Source organism: Rhizobacter sp. P3_C12 (genome assembly GCF_056402735.1).
In genome coordinates, this window is record NZ_JBFUGW010000163.1 from 1 (window position 1) to 14,876 (window position 14,876).

Here is a 14,876-nt window from a genome sequence, read left to right on the forward strand (position 1 = left end):
CTGCGCACCTCGCCGCGCTTCAGCGCCCGCAACTCGGCGGCCGTGGCCTCCAGCGCCTCGGCGCCGCGCGCGGTGATCACCACGTTGACGCCCTCGCGCACCAGCGCCTGCGCGCAACCCTTGCCCAGGCCCTTGCTGGCGGCACACACCAGCGCCCACTTGCCTTCGATCCCGAGATCCATCTGAGAGTCCTTTCGACGCCGAGTGGCGAATCGTCGGGATTCTCGGCGAACTCGCTATTTCAGCGCTTCGACACGGTCGTAGAGCTCCTTGCTCCACGGCGCATCAGGCGCCGTCACCGCCTTCTGCACCGCCTGCATGAACGGCTTGCGGTCGACCTTGACGATCGTGCGCCCGGCCTTCTCGAAATCAGCCACCATGCGATTCTCCGATTCGAGGATGTCGTTGCTCGCGCGCGTGGAGGCCTCCCACAGCACCTGCTCGAACAGCTTGCGGTCGTCGGCCGGCAGCTTGCCCCAGGCCGATCCCGACACGATGGTCAGCAGCGACTCGGTGATGTGCCCGGTCAGCATCGTGTACTTCTGCACTTCGTAGAACTTCTTGGCCTCGATGGTCGGCAGCGGGTTCTCCTGTGCATCGACCGTGCCGTTCTGCAGCGCAAGGTACACCTCGGCAAAGGCGATCGGCGTCGGGTTCGCGCCGACCGCGCGCGGGAACATCATGTACAGCGGTGCATCGGGCACGCGCAGCTTCATGCCCTTCATGTCCTCCGGCTTCAGCACCTGCTTGTTGGCCGTCAGGTGGCGCTGGCCGTAGTAGGTGTAGCCGACGATGTGGTTGCCGCCGCTCTTGCTCTCATACCCCGCGGCCAGCTCCTTGAAGACCGCGCTGTTGCGAAAGCTCTGCCAGTGTGCGTAGTCGCGAAAGATGAACGGCGCCGACGCGATCGACAGCGGCGGGTACGCCCGCCCGGCGAACGCCATGCCGGTGTAGATGATGTCCACCGTGCCCAGCGTCAGGCCCTGGTTGATCTCGGTCTCCTTGCCCAGCGTCGACGCCGGGAACACGTCGATCAGGTACTTGCCGTTGCTGCGCTTCTTGATCTCGTCGGCGGCCCACAGCGCCTGCTTGTGGTACGGCTCGCTGGTCTCGTAGACATGCGCCAGCTTCAGCTTGGTCTGCGCGAGCCCGGCGGTGCTGCACAGCGCGAGCACCGCCACCGCGGCGAGCTGCTTGAAGGAAGAGATCTGGAACATCGTCGTCTCCTACGGCTTGTTGAGGTTCAGCTTCGGGATCAGCACCTTGAAGGTCTCATGGTCGCGTGCGACCACCTGCTTGAAGGCTGCCGCATCGGCATACGCGTAGCCGAGGTTCAGCTTGTCCATCGCCTCGTGCAGGCTGGGCTCGGCGGCGGTCTTCTGCGTCGCGGCGCGCAGCACGTCGACCACGTCCTGCGGCGTGCCCTTGGCCACGCCCAGCCCGCGCCAGGTGCCGATGCTCAGGTCGACGCCGCGTTCCTTCAGCGTCGGCACCTTCTCGAAGCCCTTCACGCGCTGGTCGGCCATCACCGCCAGCGTCTTCAGCTTGCCGGCCTGCACATAGGTGGACACCTCCGCCGGGCTGACCGACACCGCGTCGATCTGCGAGCCCATCAGCGCCAGCACCGCCGGCCCCGCGCCCTGGTACGGCACGTGCAGGAACTTCGCGCCGGTGCGGTCTTCGAGCGCCGCCGCGGCCAGGTGCCAGATCGAGCCGACACCCGAGTTGCCCACCTTCAGGTCGCCCTTCTTCGCGGCGGCGATGAACTCCTCGTAGGTGTTCCACGGCGCATCGGCACGCACCGTGATCGCGGCCGGGTCGGCGTTCAGCTGCGCGATCGGGATGAAATCCTCGTGCGTGAACTTCGCGAGGCCCAGGTGCGGCAGCGTCGCGATCTCGACCGTCATCACCGCGATCGTGTAGCCGTCGGGCTTGCTGTTGATCACGTAGCTCCAGCCGATCGCACCGCTCGCGCCCGGCTTGTTGCTGACGTACATCGAGGCCGGCAGGTGCTTGCGCGAGGCCTCGGCGAAGGCGCGCGCGAGCGCATCGGTCCCACCGCCCGGCTGGTAGGGCACCAGCAGCTCGATCGGGCGCGTCGGGTAGTCGGCCGCGCGCGCGTTGGAGGCGGTGAAGGCCGAGATCCCGGCCAGGGGCAGCAGGCAGGCGGCGGCCAACAGCAGGGCGTGCCGTGCAGCATCGAAGCGAATCATCGTCGTTGTCTCCGTTCAGGGGGGTCTTGTCGTCGTCGGAAAAACAGGCTCAGGACAGCAGCCGCGGCAGCCACAGCGAGATCGCCGGCACGAAGGTGACCAGCGCCAGCGAGCCGAGCAGCGGCACCAGCCACGGCAGGATGGCCATGGTCGTGCGCTCGACCGACAGCTTGGCCACCCGCGCCAGCACGAAAAGCACCAGGCCCATCGGCGGGTGCAGCAGGCCGATCATCAGGTTCAACACCATCACCAGCCCGAAGTGGACCGGGTCGATCCCCAGGTGCTGCACGATCGGCAACAGGATGGGCACCAGGATCGTGATCGCGGCAGTGGGCTCCAGGAAGCAGCCGACGAACAGCATCAGCGCATTCGCCAGCAGCAGGAACTGCCACGGCTCGCTCGCGAAGGTCAGCACCCATTGCGCGATCAGCTCGGTGGTGCGGGTGGCGGTCAGCATCCAGCCGAAGATCGAAGCGGCCGCCACGATGAACAGCACCGTCGACGAGGTCTCGACCGTGTCCATGCAGGCCTTGACGAGCGTCTTCAGGCTCAGCGTGCGGTACCACACCAGGCCCAGGAACAGCGCCCACACGCAGGCGGCGATCGCGCCTTCGGTGGCGGTGAACAGGCCGCTGGTCATGCCACCGATCAGCAGCACCGGCGTCATGATCGGCAGCACCGCGTCGAAGCGGAACACGCGGTCGGCCACGAGCAGCGCGGCCAGCGCGAGCGCGGTCGCGAGTTGCATGTTGGCGCCGGTGCGGGCCACCGCCCACAGCACGACCGGAAAGCCGATCACCACCGCCAGCTCGCCGAGCGCCTTGACGATGCGGCCCAGCTCGGGCCGTGTGTCGCGGCCCCAGCCGTTGCGGTGCGCGAACCAGGCCACCGTGAGCATCATCAGCAGCGCCATCACCACGCCGGGCACGATGCCGGCCAGGAACAGCTGGCCGACCGAGACGTTGGCGAACATCGCGTAGATCACGAACGGCAGCGAGGGCGGGATGATGGGCCCGAGCGTCGCCGATGCCGCGGTGACGCCGACCGCGAACTCGGTGCTGTAGCCGTGTTCCTTCATCGCCTTGATCTCGATCGTGCCCAGGCCCGCGGCATCGGCGATCGCGGTGCCGCTCATGCCGGCGAAGATCACCGAGCCGACGATGTTCACGTGCGCGAGCCCGCCCTTCAGCCAGCCGACCAGCGCGAGCGAGAAGTTGTAGATGCGCGTCGTGATGCCGCCGACGTTCATCAGGTTGCCGGCGAGGATGAAGAACGGCACGGCCAGCAGCGGAAAGCTGTCGATGCCGCCGACCATGCGGTGGATCACGACGAACGGCGGCGAGTTGCCGCTGACCAGCACGAACAGCAGCACGGCGGCCGCCATCGCGATCGCCACCGGCACGCCCGCGCCCATGAACAGCAGGAAGACGAGCTTGAAGGCAGCGGTCATGGGTACCCCTCGTCTGCCAGCTCGGGCTTCTCGAGCAGCGACGCGCCGCGCTTCCAGTTGGCCCGCGCGACATCGATCGCGCGCCAGGTCATCAGCACGAAGCCGAGCAGCACCGCGCCGTACACCAGCCCCATCGGCAGGTCGACCACCGCCATCCGGCTCGCGCCGATGCGCTCGATCAGCTGCCAGGTGAGCACCGCGCAGGTGCCCAGGAAGGCGATGCGGATCAGGTCGACGATGACGGACAGCACCCGCATCGGCCGCGCCGGGAACACGCGGTACAGGTAGTCGACCTGGATGTGGTTGTTCTTGCGCACGCCGATCGTCGCGCCGATGAAGACCACGGCCACCAGGAAGTAGCGCGCGATCTCCTCGGTCCACGAGGCCGAGTCGTTCAGCGCGTAGCGGGTGAAGAACTGGTAGAAGACCGTCGCGCCGAGCAGCGCGAAGAGCGCGAAGGCCAGCCAGTCTTCAGGGCGGTAGGCACGCAGGTCGACCTCGGCATCGTGCACCTCGAAGTGCGCGGCTTCGGCGGCCACGCTGGGCGGGTGGTCGGTGGCGGGCGGGCCGGGCGGGACCTCGGGCTCGTCGATCACTGCGGGCTGCATCGGCTCAGTCTCCAGGTTTCCATCCCGAGGCGAAACGCACCTCGGCGTTCTTCATGTGCTTGCGCATCGCGTCGCGCGCCGCGCGCGGGTCGCGCCCGGCCACCGCCTGCAGCAACTCGCCGTGCTCTTCGACCGCCTGCTTCCACACCACCTCGCCCGAGAAATGCGACTCCATCTGCGTGTACAGCGGGCCGGTGCGCGCCTCCCACAGCTGCTGCACCACCATCAGCAGCGCGCTGTTGCCGCTGGCCTCGGCCAGGCACAGGTGGAAGCGCTGGTCGGCGGCAACGGCCTCGGGCGCATGCGTCGCATGGCGCTGCATGTCGACGAGCGCGCTCTTCAGGCGCTGCAGGTGCTCGGGCGTCGCATGGGTGGCCGCCAGCGCCGCGGTCTCGGACTCGATGATCCAGCGCGCGCGGATCAGGTCGAACGGGCCCGGCGGCGTCGCCTCGGCGCGGTGCGACGCGCCGCCCGGCTTGCGCGCGCTGACGAACACGCCGGCCCCGCCGCGCACCTCGACCAGGCCCTCGACCTCCAGCGCGATCAGCGCCTCGCGCACCGACGGGCGGCTCACGCCGAGCTGCTCCGACAGGTCGCGCTCCGACGGCAGCCGCGCGCCCACGCGGAACTCGCCCTTGTCGATGAGGCGGCTCAGCTGGTCGGCGATCTGCCGGTACAGCCGGCGGCTCTCGATGGTCTGGATGGGCATGGACAACCGGGCGCCTGGATTGGTCAGGCCAGTTGATCTTCAGTGAGCCCTCGCGCCGGTCCAAGAGGGTTGGCCCTGTCAGGGAACTCCCTGACGGCCCTGTGATTGCCAATTGGCCTGACCACTTGTCCAATGTGCGGATGGACCTCTTTCGCCTCGACGGCAAGGTGGCGCTGGTGACCGGCGCGAGCCGCGGCATCGGCCAGGCGATGGCCATCGCGCTGGCACAGGCCGGGGCCGACGTGGCGGGCGCGGCGCAAGGCGACCAGGCCGACACGCAGGCGGCCGTGGAGGCCTGCGGGCGGCGCTACCGCGCACTGCGGGTCGATGTGTCGCAGGTCGCGGGGCTGCCAGCGCTGGTCGACGAGGTGGTGCGCGAGCTGGGCGGGCTGGACATCGTGGTGAACAACGCCGGCATCATCCGGCGCGGCGCGGCGATCGACTTCAGCGAGGCCGACTGGGATGCGGTGACCGACCTGAACCTGAAGGCCGCGTTCTTCCTCGCGCAGGCCGCGGCGCGGCGGTTCGTGCACCAGGGGCGCGGCGGCAAGGTGATCAACGTCGCGTCGATGCTGTCGTTCCAGGGCGGCGTGCGGGTCGCGTCGTACACCGCGGCCAAGAGCGGGCTGATGGGCATCACGCGGCTGCTGGCCAACGAATGGGCGCCGCTGGGCATCAACGTGAACGCGATCGCGCCCGGCTACATCGCGACCGACAACACGCTGGTGCTGCGCCAGGACGAGAAGCGCAACGGCGAGATCCTGGCGCGCATTCCGGCCGGTCGCTGGGGGCGGCCGGACGACCTCGCGGGGGCGACGGTGTTCCTCGCCGCCGCGGCGTCGGACTACATGCACGGCCACACGCTGGCCATCGATGGCGGGTGGCTGGCCCGTTGAAGAAGCAGACGACGACAACCACGACGACGGAGACGACATGACACCGAGATCGCTACTCGCGGCCGCCGCATGCGCGCTGGCCTGGCAGGGCGCTGCGCGCGCCGAGGACGCGCTGGACCTGAAGCTGCGCAACGGATGGGCCGTCGCGGTGCAGCAGGAGGGCGCGATCGCGCAGCGCAGCAACAAGACCTCGTACCCGAAGGTCACCACCAGCGACGCGGCGCAGGCCTGGACCTATGCCGGCTCCGGCGAATGGACCAGCGGCTTCTTCCCCGCCAACCTGTGGCTGCTGCACGGCCAGTTCGCGGCCGACGGCTGGAGCACGCAGGCGCAGACCTGGCAGAACGGCATGGAGGGCCAGGACACCAACACCGGCACGCACGACGTCGGCTTCATGGTGTTCACGCCGTTCGGCAATGCGCACCGCCTGACCGGCGTCGACAGCTACCGGCAGGTGGCGCTGACCGCCGCCAATTCGCTGAGCCAGCGCTACAACGGCACCGTGGGCGCGGTGCGCTCGTGGGGCTCGAACGGCGACAACGCGAACTTCCAGGTGATCATGGACAACATGATGAACCTGGAGCTGCTGTTCTGGGCCAGCCAGCACGGCGGTTCGACGGCGCTCTACAACCAGGCCCGCAGCCATGCGCTGAAGACGCGCGACAACCACGTGCGCGCCGACGGCAGCAGCTACCACCTGGTCACCTACGACCCGGTGACCGGTGCGGTGAAATCGCGCACGACGGTGCAGGGCTACAGCGACAGCTCGACCTGGGCGCGCGGCCAGGCCTGGGGCATCCATGGCTTCACGATGACCTACCGCTTCACCGGCGAGACCACCTTCCGCGACACCGCGCGCAAGCTGGCCGACTGGTACCTGGCGCACCTGCCGGCGGATTCGATTCCGTACTGGGATTTCAACGACCCGGCGATCCCGGGCGCGCCGCGCGACACCTCGGCCGCGGCGATCGCAGCGGCCGGGCTGATCGAGCTGTCGTTGCTGGAGACCGACGCCACGCGCGCCACCACCTACCGCAACGCGGCGCGCACGGCGCTGGGTGCGTTGCTGTCGGCACCGTGGTTCGCGACGCTGGGCACCCCGTCGAACAGCCAGGCGCTGCTGCTGCAGAGCGCCTACAACCACCACGCCGGCAACACGCTCTACAACCAGGGCACGGCCTGGGGCGACTACTACCTGCTGGAAGCGATGCAGCGCTGGCGGCGTGTCAACCCGGGGTTGGCCACGCTGCCGGTGGCCTCGGTCAGCGCGACCAGCGCGCAGGCGGGCAACCCCGCGGCGAATGCGATCGACAACAACCTGGCGACCCGCTGGAGCGCCGAAGGGGACGGCCAGGCGATCACGCTCGACCTGGGTTCGAGCCGCGCGATCCAGAAGGTCGGCGTGGCTTTCTACCTGGGCGACCAGCGCACCGCACGCTTCGACATCGCGACCTCACCCGACGGCAACGGATGGACGACACGCTGGCGCGGCATCTCGAGCGGCCAGACGGCCGCGAAGGAGTTCTACGACATCACCGACGTGACGGCACGCTACGTGCGCATCACGGGGCATGGCAGCACGGCGAGCCAGTGGAACAGCATCACCGAGCTCTCCGTGCATTGAAGCGCGTCAGCGGCGCCGCGTCTTGGCGGCCGGCGCCTCGGCCTCGCCGCCCTGCAGCCCCTCGGCCATGCCGATCAGCACGCCGCTGACCAGCGCCGAGTAGCTGTCGAGTAGCGCCTGCGCCGTCTTCAGGCCGAGCGCGCGGCTGTCGCGGATGGCGGTCTGCGCCTGCGACACCAGCTGCTCGACGGCGTTCGATGCCTGGGCGCCGGTGTCGGTGCCCTTCAGCTTCATCGTCTCGAGCACCTGGCTCCAGGCGCCCTGCAGCGGCTCGGTGGCCGAGCCGGCCGCCTTGCTGACGGTCGCGAAGAAGGTGTCCTCCATCTTCTCCAGGTCGGCCAGCGCGCCCTTCAGCTGCTTTTCCTGCAGGCCGACGCCCTGGTCGACGAACTGCTGCAGCGCCTTGCGGTGCGCCTCGACGGCCTGCAGCAGCGCGCCATCCATGCCGGAGAAGGCCTTGCCGAGCAGCGCCTCCGGGTCGATCGCCGGCGAGGGGTTCCCGGCGAGCCCGGTCGAGGCGGCCTTGGTGACCGTCTTCACGACGCCGCGGATGTTCTGCAGCGTCAGCTCGCGCCCTTGCAGCGCCTTCAGCGTCGCCTCGCCGACCGCCTTGCGCAGCGCCTCGCCCTGGCGGGCGCTGGCCTGCGAGAACATCGCGATCAGTGCGTCCTGGTCGATCCCTGACTTGCTCATTCGCTTCTCCTGGTGGTTGGGTCGGCCGGCGGAATCCGGCGCCCCGCAAGGGTATCCAACTGTTTTCGAGAAGGAAACCTCGCCAGCCCTGATAATGTCGGACCCGCGCGGCCGCGGGCCCTCTATGGGGCCTGCGATCCGCGCCCTTTCCCTCCGGGTGCGCGACCCGCGCCCGCAACCCCCTGATCCATGGCCAAAGACCAAGTCAAGAACTCGATCGATGCCGAAGGCCTGCGTTATCGCACCAAGGCCCCCGGCTCTCCGTTTGCGTCTGCCGGCGTGTTCAGCGCCGCGACGATGTCGTGCTTCCTGTGCGGCAAGCACCGCGCGCGCACTTCGCTGAAGTCGCGCAAGCTGCTGGGCAAGACCCAGTTCGTCTGCGCGCCGTCCTGCAAGGAAGCGGACGAAGCCTAGCCTGGATCGGCCCGCTCGCTGTCAGCCAGTCAGCGGGCCTTCGCGAGCAACCAGATTCCCGCCAGCACCAGCACGGTGCCGGCGGCGACCCATCCGGTGAACGGCTCGCCGAGGATCACCACGCCCATCAGGATCGTGGACAGCGGCCCGACCATCCCGGTCTGGGCCGCCACCGTCGCGCCGACGCGCTCGATGGCCATCATCACCATCAGCACCGGCGCAAAGGTGCACAGCGTCGCGTTCAACACCGACAGCCAGATCACCTCGGGCGCCACCAGCGCTGCCGACATCGGCCGCAGCACGACGAACTGCCCGATGCACAGCACGCAGGCCACCGTGGTCGCGAGGCCCGTGARCCGCAGCGCACCCAGCCGCTTGACCTCCTCGCCGCTGAACGCCAGGTACAGCGCATAGCTCACCGCGCTGCCGAACACCAGCACCGCGCCCAGCGCCACGTGCGTGCCCACCAGCTGGATCTCGTGCCCGAACACCAGCAGCACGCCGGCATAGCTGACGCCCAGCGCCATCAGCTGGCGGCGGTTCACGGTCTTGTGGAACAGCACGACGCCGAGGAACAGCACCAGCGTCGGGTTCAGGTAGAGGATCAGCCGCTCGAGGCTCGCGCTGATGTACTGCAGCCCGGCGAAGTCGAGGAAGCTCGCGAGGTAGTAGCCGCTGAAGCCCAGGCCGAGCACGACGATCCAGTCGCGCCGCGTCAGCGCCGGCTTGCCGCGCCCCGCCCACCATGACAGCAGCAGGAACAGCGGCAGCGCGAACAGCATGCGGTACATGATCAGCGTGACCGCATCGACATCGTGCCGGTAGGCCAGCTTGACGATGATGGCCTTGCCGGAGAAGGCGATGGCGCCCAGGGTCGCCAGCAGCAGGCCGGGCCAGTGGCGTTGGGGAGTGGTCGTGTCTGTCGCCGGGACCGCCGAGGGACTGCTCATCGCGGGGATTCTACGTAGCCCGGGTGCCAACCCGGGACTTCGGCGCCACGCGACCAACCCGGATTGGCATCCGGGCTACAACTTGAAGCTGCCCACCGCGCGCGACAGCATCGTCGCCTGGTCCTTCAGGCTCTGCGTCGCGGCGGTCGATTCCTCGACCAGCGCCGCGTTCTGCTGCGTCATGTGATCGAGCTGGGCGATCGCCTGGTTCACCTGGCCGATGCCGTCGCTCTGCTCGCCGGCGGCGGTGCTGATCTCGCCGATGATGTCCGTCACGCGGCGCACCGAGCTGACGATCTCGCGCATCGTCGTGCCGGCCTCTTCCACCAGCCGCGTGCCCGATTCCACCTTGCCGACGCTGTCGCCGATCAGGCTCTTGATCTCGCGCGCAGCCTGCGCGCTGCGCTGCGCCAGGCTGCGCACCTCGCCGGCCACCACCGCGAAGCCGCGGCCCTGCTCGCCCGCACGTGCCGCTTCGACCGCGGCGTTCAACGCGAGGATGTTGGTCTGGAAGGCGATGCCGTCGATCACGCCGATGATGTCGGCGATCTTCTTCGACGAGCCGGCGATGGCCTGCATCGTCTGCACCACGTCGGCCACCACCTCGCCGCCGCGCGTGGCCACGCCCGAGGCCGACAGCGCCAGCTGGTTCGCCTGCTTCGCCGCATCGGCGCTCTGGCGCACGGTGGCGGTCAGCTGCTCGACGCTCGACGCCGTCTGCTGCAGGTTCGACGCCGTCTGCTCGGTGCGCGACGACAGGTCGAGGTTGCCGGCCGCGATCTCGGTGCTGGCGGTCGTGATGGATTCGCTCACGTGCTGCACGCTCGCCACCAGTTCGGCCAGCTTGCCCTGCATCGCACCCAGGTCGGACACCAGCGCCTGCACCTCGTCGCGGGAACCGGTCGCGACCGGCACCATGCTCAGGTCGCCGGCGGCCACGCGCTCGGCCATCCGCGAGGCGCCCGCCAGCGGCCGCACGATCGAGCGCGACAAGGCCCATGCGCAGCCGAGGCTCACCAGCAGCCCGAGCGCGATGCCGATCGCAAGCATCGTGATGCCCTCGCGCTCGCTGCGCGCCGCCGCGGCACGGGCCTCCTCGACGCGCTGCGCCTGGTAGGCCGCGAGGTCGTCCACCGCCTTCGCATAGGCATCGGCCGCCGGGCGCAGCTTGCCGGCGATGTCGTCGCCGGCAACCTTCTCGCCGGCCGCCTTGCGCTTGACCAGCCCGTCGCGCACGCCGCGGAACTTGCCGCCGGCCTCGTCGATGACGCTGAACAGCTCCTTGGTGCGCTCGTTGTCGGCCAGGTCTTCCAGCGTCTTGCGCACCACCTCGGAGCGCGCCGAGGTCAGCTTGCGGTCGGCATTGATGCGCGCGGCGAACTCGGCATCGTCGATCTGCAGCAGCGTCTCGGCACGGGCCGAGCTGAGCACGACGATCGAATGCAGCTCGCGGGCGAGCAGCGCGCGCTGCGACGACGCGCCGCCCAGGTCGTTGGCGATGTCCTGCAGCCGGTCGAGGCGCCAGATGCCGATGCCGGCGGCCAGCGAGGTCACCAGCATCACCAGGCCGAAAGCCAGCGCCAGCCGCGGGGCCAGGCGCATGCGCGAGAAGAAGGAAGTCATGGAAAAGTCCTTGGAACTGCACTGGACATGAGGGTGCCGCTGTCGGCCATTCACCGACAACGGCAACGCAATCCCCGTTATCGGACCCACGGCCGTCGACTTAAGGGTTTTCCCGAGGTTTCGTGGGCGGCAGGGCTCAAGCAGGCGGCCGGCGCTGCATGCCCCAGGTGTTGGCAGCGCGCTGGAAGCCCAGCGCCTCGTACAGGCCGATCGCCACGTAGCCCGGGTCCGCAATGATCACCAGCGACGACAGGCCCATGAGCTCGAAGCCATGCCGGCACACCGCATGGATCAGCGCCGAACACAGGCCGCGGCGCCGCCAGGCCGGGTGCGTGGAGACGAACTGGAAGCGGCCGATGGCGCCCGGCCCGAAGCCGTCGCGGAACAAGCCGCAGTCGGCCACCAGCAGCTCTTCGCCGGTGTCGTTGCCGTCGGCGCCCGGTGGGGCGAAGACGCCGAACCAGTGCCCGAGCCCGGCGCGCTCGAAGCCGCCGTAGCGCAGCATCTGTCGCTCACGGAAGACCCGATAGCCGCCGGGCTCGTGGCCGTCGATGTCGGCCGCCACCTGGAGCTTCGCCGCCAGGGGGCCTTCGTCGGGCAGGCGCAGCGGCCGGATCCGCCACCCTTCGCCGATGGCCTGGCGCGGCGGCTTCAGCTGCGGCGGTGCGAGCGTCAGCACCGCGCCTTGCATCGCCGTGAGCCCGAGCGCCGCGAAATCCGCCGGCATCTCGATCGGCCCCGGCGCATCGACACCGAATGCGAGGTGCCTCGATTCCGGCTGCTGCTGCGCGATCTCGCGCTCGAACGCGGCGGCCCAGACGGCGGCATCGCCTTCGCGCGGCGCGCGGTCGAACAACAGGAAGTTGCCCCACCAGAAGGTCGGGTTCTGCGGCGTGCGGATCAGCAGGTAATCCGGCCGCTCGATGACTTGCGCATCGAAGCGGGGAAAGATCAGCTCGCTGCGCCAGCCGAGCGACAGGCGGTCGATGGAGGGCATGAGGGCTCACCGGTTTCGGGCGGACCGACAGTATCCGGCGGCCGCGGGTCGGCAACTTGCTAGCATCCGCGGCGGCGTCACGGAGGGCGCCTCACCACAAGGACAACACGATGCATCGGGAGAAGGGACACCCCGTCCGCGCAGGGCGGACCAGGGCGGCCATGGCGTTCGTCACCAGCGTGATCCTGTCGGTGGCAGCCGGCAGCCATGCAGCCGAATACCGCCGCGGACCGGCACCAGCCTGGGTCAAGCCGCAGCCGCTGGACGAGCAGGCCAAGCCGCCCCTCGGCAAGGGCAGCCAGGGAACGCACTACCTGCTGGTCGACCAGCAGACCCGCCTCGACGGCAACGAGCGCAGCACCTGGCGCCGCGTCGCCAGCCGGGCGCTGAACCTGCGCGGCGTCGAGTCGGAATCGCACCAGTCCATCGAGTTCGATCCGTCCTATGAAACGCTCACGCTGCACATGCTGAACGTGCACCGCGACGGCCGCATCCAGGACCGCCTCGCCTCGGCGCAGATCAAGGTGCTGCAACGCGAGTCGGACCTCGAATCCCGCATCTACGACGGCAGCAAGACCGTCGACATCGTGCTCGACGACATCCGCCCCGGCGATGTCGTCGACTACGCCTACAGCCGCTCCGGCAACAACCCGGTGTTCGGTGGCCGCGCCTTCGGCCGCATGGACCTGCAGTGGTCGGTGCCGGTGCATGCGATGCACCACCGCCTGCTGGCGCCCTCGGACCGCACGATCCAGTGGCTCGCCTCGCCGGGAGCTCCGCCGCTCCTCGAGGAACGCCAGGGCGCTTGGACCGAGCGGGTCTGGCAAGCCACCGGCATCGACCCGATACCGCAGCAGAACGACACGCCGCGCTGGTTCGATCCGTATGCGTCGGTCAGCTGGAGCGAGTTCGCTGACTGGGCCGACGTGGCGCGCTGGGCCGAGCCGCTGTATGCGGCGCGGGCGCCGGCCACGGGCCCGCTGCGCGCCGAGATCGACCGCATCGCCGCCTCGGCCCTGTCGCCCGAGCAGCGGCTGCTCTCGACGCTGGCCTTCGTGCAGTCGCAGATCCGCTACCTCGGTGTCGAGGTGGGCCCGGGATCGCACGCACCGCGCCCGCCCGAGACCGTGCTCGCCCGCCGCTACGGCGATTGCAAGGACAAGGTGCTGCTGGCCGTGACGATGCTGCGTGCGCTCGGCGTGCAGGCCGATCCGGCGCTGGTCCACACGCGGCTGCGCGGCCACGTCGGCGATCGCCTGCCGTCGCCCGGGGCCTTCAACCACGTCATCCTGCGTGCGCAGCTCGGCGACCGGGCGGTGTGGGTCGACCCGACCCGCTACCTGCAGCAAGGCCGCCTCGATCACATCGCGCAGGCCGACTTCGGCCGGGCGCTGCTGCTGGACGGCCGCTCGACCGCCCTCGAGCCGATGCCGGCGGCAGCGTCCACCGGCCGCCCGCACGACATCGCGATGGTGATCGACGCCTCGCGCGGCTTCGACAAGCAGCCGACGCTCGACATCACCAGCACCTACCTGGGCGAGAAGGCCGACGAGATGCGCGACACGCTGCGCAACGACAGCCTGGCCGACCTGCAGTCGAACTACCTGAACTTCTACCTGCGCTCCTACCCCGGCCTGAGCGTCGCGAAGCCGTTCAGCTTCGAGGACGACGAGGCCGGCAACCGGCTGGTGACCCACGAGCACTACCGCATGGCGACGCTGGTGGCCGAAGAGGCCGACAACCCGCGGCCGCCGGCCTACCTGCGCGTGCCGGACATCCGCTCGCTGCTCGCGCGGCCGGACGACACCGTGCGCAGCGCACCGCTTCGCATCGACCACCCGAAGGACGTGACAGTGTCCCTGACCGCGCGGCTGCCCGCCCGGTGGGCGCTGAAGACCGAGCACGGCGATGTCAGCGACCCGGCCTTCGAGTTCAGCGCCGACTCGGGTGTCGACGCGACCCAGCGCACGCTGCTGATGAAGTACCGCTACCGCAGCCGCGCCGACCACGTACCGCCGGTGCGGCTCGCGGCCTACATCGCCCACCTCGAAGAGGCACGCGACCAGGTGGGCTACCGCCTGGACCCGCCCAAGCCGGGCGCCAAGCCGACGACCGCAGGGCGCATCGGCGTCATGGCGTGCCTGCTCGCAGCGCTGCTGGTCGCGATCCTGTGGAGCCTGAGCACCGAGGTGACGCACGACAACCGGCACGCGGAGACCGGCCCGCCGCAGGCGATGCTTCCGAACTGGCGGCTGCTCGCGGTGGGCGCCGTGCTGTCATGGGGGCCCTGGCTACTGTGCGGGGCCGTGGCGGCGGCGATCTGGGCCTTCGACCGGCACTTCGGCCTGTCGACCGTGCTGCTCGCGTCCTGCCTGTTCATCCTCGCCGGATCGCTGCAGCATCAATGGCGCGCAGAGTGGCAGGCCTGGTCGGCACGGCGCACCCTCGATGCCGCGCGCCTCGGGCGCATCGCCGGCTGGCTGCGCCTGCCGGCGATGCCCGCAACCTCGTAGGCACGCGACCGATCGTCAGCATCATTGACAGAACAAGGACAAATCTCCCGAAGCACTCGGTCTTCTCTGCACATTCACTGCAAGCTCGCCGGCTAGCGTCCACCCGCTGGCCACACAACGCGCACGCAGGAGCGGCGCACCAGCATTCAACGCAGGGTGCGCACGATGTCGAGGACTCCTCTTCTC

14 protein-coding genes are annotated in these 14,876 nt (G+C 69.5%); 4 read left to right on the top strand and 10 right to left on the bottom strand.

Annotated elements, in window-relative coordinates:
• The 6 genes from AC1DXV_RS22115 to AC1DXV_RS22140 form a co-directional block, all read right to left on the bottom strand.
• Positions 1-182: SDR family NAD(P)-dependent oxidoreductase (locus tag AC1DXV_RS22115; RefSeq protein ID WP_477935553.1), on the bottom strand; the 182-nt coding region annotated here is incomplete at its 3' end.
• 54 nt (positions 183-236) lie between these two features.
• Positions 237-1,217: a sialic acid TRAP transporter substrate-binding protein SiaP gene (locus AC1DXV_RS22120; RefSeq protein ID WP_477870869.1), complete on the bottom strand. Its 981-nt coding sequence runs from the start codon at positions 1,215-1,217 to the stop codon at positions 237-239.
• Positions 1,218-1,226: 9 nt separating this feature from the next.
• Complete coding sequence (locus AC1DXV_RS22125; protein WP_477870871.1) at positions 1,227-2,213, bottom strand: tripartite tricarboxylate transporter substrate binding protein; 987 nt, start codon at positions 2,211-2,213, stop codon at positions 1,227-1,229.
• A gap of 49 nt (positions 2,214-2,262) precedes the next feature.
• On the bottom strand, positions 2,263-3,663 hold the full coding sequence (locus AC1DXV_RS22130; protein WP_477870873.1) for a TRAP transporter large permease: 1,401 nt from the start codon (positions 3,661-3,663) through the stop codon (positions 2,263-2,265).
• On the bottom strand, positions 3,660-4,271 hold the full coding sequence (locus AC1DXV_RS22135; RefSeq protein ID WP_477935555.1) for a TRAP transporter small permease: 612 nt from the start codon (positions 4,269-4,271) through the stop codon (positions 3,660-3,662). The genes AC1DXV_RS22130 and AC1DXV_RS22135 overlap by 4 nt, the downstream gene beginning before the upstream one ends.
• A gap of 4 nt (positions 4,272-4,275) precedes the next feature.
• Positions 4,276-4,980, bottom strand: coding sequence for a FadR/GntR family transcriptional regulator (locus AC1DXV_RS22140; RefSeq protein WP_477869239.1), 705 nt, complete (start codon positions 4,978-4,980; stop codon positions 4,276-4,278).
• Between the two features lie 140 nt (positions 4,981-5,120).
• On the opposite strand from AC1DXV_RS22140, the gene kduD reads away from it, so the two are divergent.
• On the top strand, positions 5,121-5,876 hold the full coding sequence (gene kduD / locus AC1DXV_RS22145; RefSeq protein WP_477869241.1) for a 2-dehydro-3-deoxy-D-gluconate 5-dehydrogenase KduD: 756 nt from the start codon (positions 5,121-5,123) through the stop codon (positions 5,874-5,876).
• A 37-nt stretch (positions 5,877-5,913) separates the two neighbouring features.
• Entirely contained in the window at positions 5,914-7,500 is a 1,587-nt protein-coding gene (locus AC1DXV_RS22150) for a discoidin domain-containing protein (RefSeq protein WP_477869243.1), read from the top strand.
• A gap of 6 nt (positions 7,501-7,506) precedes the next feature.
• Here the strand turns inward: AC1DXV_RS22150 and AC1DXV_RS22155 are convergent, their stop codons facing one another.
• Positions 7,507-8,193: a DUF6781 family protein gene (locus AC1DXV_RS22155; RefSeq protein WP_477935557.1), complete on the bottom strand. Its 687-nt coding sequence runs from the start codon at positions 8,191-8,193 to the stop codon at positions 7,507-7,509.
• A gap of 189 nt (positions 8,194-8,382) precedes the next feature.
• On the opposite strand from AC1DXV_RS22155, the gene AC1DXV_RS22160 reads away from it, so the two are divergent.
• Entirely contained in the window at positions 8,383-8,607 is a 225-nt protein-coding gene (locus AC1DXV_RS22160; protein ID WP_047504444.1) for a hypothetical protein, read from the top strand.
• 29 nt (positions 8,608-8,636) lie between these two features.
• On the opposite strand, the gene AC1DXV_RS22165 is transcribed toward AC1DXV_RS22160, so the two are convergent.
• The 3 genes from AC1DXV_RS22165 to AC1DXV_RS22175 all read right to left on the bottom strand — a co-directional run bounded on the left by AC1DXV_RS22165 (position 8,637) and on the right by AC1DXV_RS22175 (position 12,177).
• Positions 8,637-9,557 (bottom strand): DMT family transporter, encoded by a 921-nt coding sequence (locus tag AC1DXV_RS22165; protein WP_477935559.1) that lies wholly within the window; start codon positions 9,555-9,557, stop codon positions 8,637-8,639.
• Positions 9,558-9,632: 75 nt separating this feature from the next.
• Complete coding sequence (locus tag AC1DXV_RS22170; RefSeq protein ID WP_477935561.1) at positions 9,633-11,180, bottom strand: methyl-accepting chemotaxis protein; 1,548 nt, start codon at positions 11,178-11,180, stop codon at positions 9,633-9,635.
• A 136-nt stretch (positions 11,181-11,316) separates the two neighbouring features.
• Positions 11,317-12,177 (bottom strand): GNAT family N-acetyltransferase, encoded by an 861-nt coding sequence (locus AC1DXV_RS22175; protein ID WP_477935563.1) that lies wholly within the window; start codon positions 12,175-12,177, stop codon positions 11,317-11,319.
• A 161-nt stretch (positions 12,178-12,338) separates the two neighbouring features.
• Between AC1DXV_RS22175 and AC1DXV_RS22180 the strand changes: the two genes are divergently transcribed.
• Positions 12,339-14,690 (top strand): DUF3857 domain-containing protein, encoded by a 2,352-nt coding sequence (locus tag AC1DXV_RS22180; RefSeq protein WP_477865128.1) that lies wholly within the window; start codon positions 12,339-12,341, stop codon positions 14,688-14,690.
• Positions 14,691-14,876: the final 186 nt, after the last annotated feature.

Coding starts and splice junctions, on each gene's coding strand:
- AC1DXV_RS22140 (WP_477869239.1), bottom strand. CDS start 4,980: ATGCCCATCCAGACCATCGAGAGCCGCCGGCTGTACCGGCAGATCGCC.
- AC1DXV_RS22125 (WP_477870871.1), bottom strand. CDS start 2,213: ATGATTCGCTTCGATGCTGCACGGCACGCCCTGCTGTTGGCCGCCGCC.
- AC1DXV_RS22170 (WP_477935561.1), bottom strand. CDS start 11,180: ATGACTTCCTTCTTCTCGCGCATGCGCCTGGCCCCGCGGCTGGCGCTG.
- AC1DXV_RS22175 (WP_477935563.1), bottom strand. CDS start 12,177: ATGCCCTCCATCGACCGCCTGTCGCTCGGCTGGCGCAGCGAGCTGATC.
- AC1DXV_RS22135 (WP_477935555.1), bottom strand. CDS start 4,271: ATGCAGCCCGCAGTGATCGACGAGCCCGAGGTCCCGCCCGGCCCGCCC.
- AC1DXV_RS22130 (WP_477870873.1), bottom strand. CDS start 3,663: ATGACCGCTGCCTTCAAGCTCGTCTTCCTGCTGTTCATGGGCGCGGGC.
- AC1DXV_RS22150 (WP_477869243.1), top strand. CDS start 5,914: ATGACACCGAGATCGCTACTCGCGGCCGCCGCATGCGCGCTGGCCTGG.
- AC1DXV_RS22120 (WP_477870869.1), bottom strand. CDS start 1,217: ATGTTCCAGATCTCTTCCTTCAAGCAGCTCGCCGCGGTGGCGGTGCTC.
- AC1DXV_RS22160 (WP_047504444.1), top strand. CDS start 8,383: ATGGCCAAAGACCAAGTCAAGAACTCGATCGATGCCGAAGGCCTGCGT.
- AC1DXV_RS22180 (WP_477865128.1), top strand. CDS start 12,339: ATGGCGTTCGTCACCAGCGTGATCCTGTCGGTGGCAGCCGGCAGCCAT.
- AC1DXV_RS22155 (WP_477935557.1), bottom strand. CDS start 8,193: ATGAGCAAGTCAGGGATCGACCAGGACGCACTGATCGCGATGTTCTCG.
- kduD (WP_477869241.1), top strand. CDS start 5,121: ATGGACCTCTTTCGCCTCGACGGCAAGGTGGCGCTGGTGACCGGCGCG.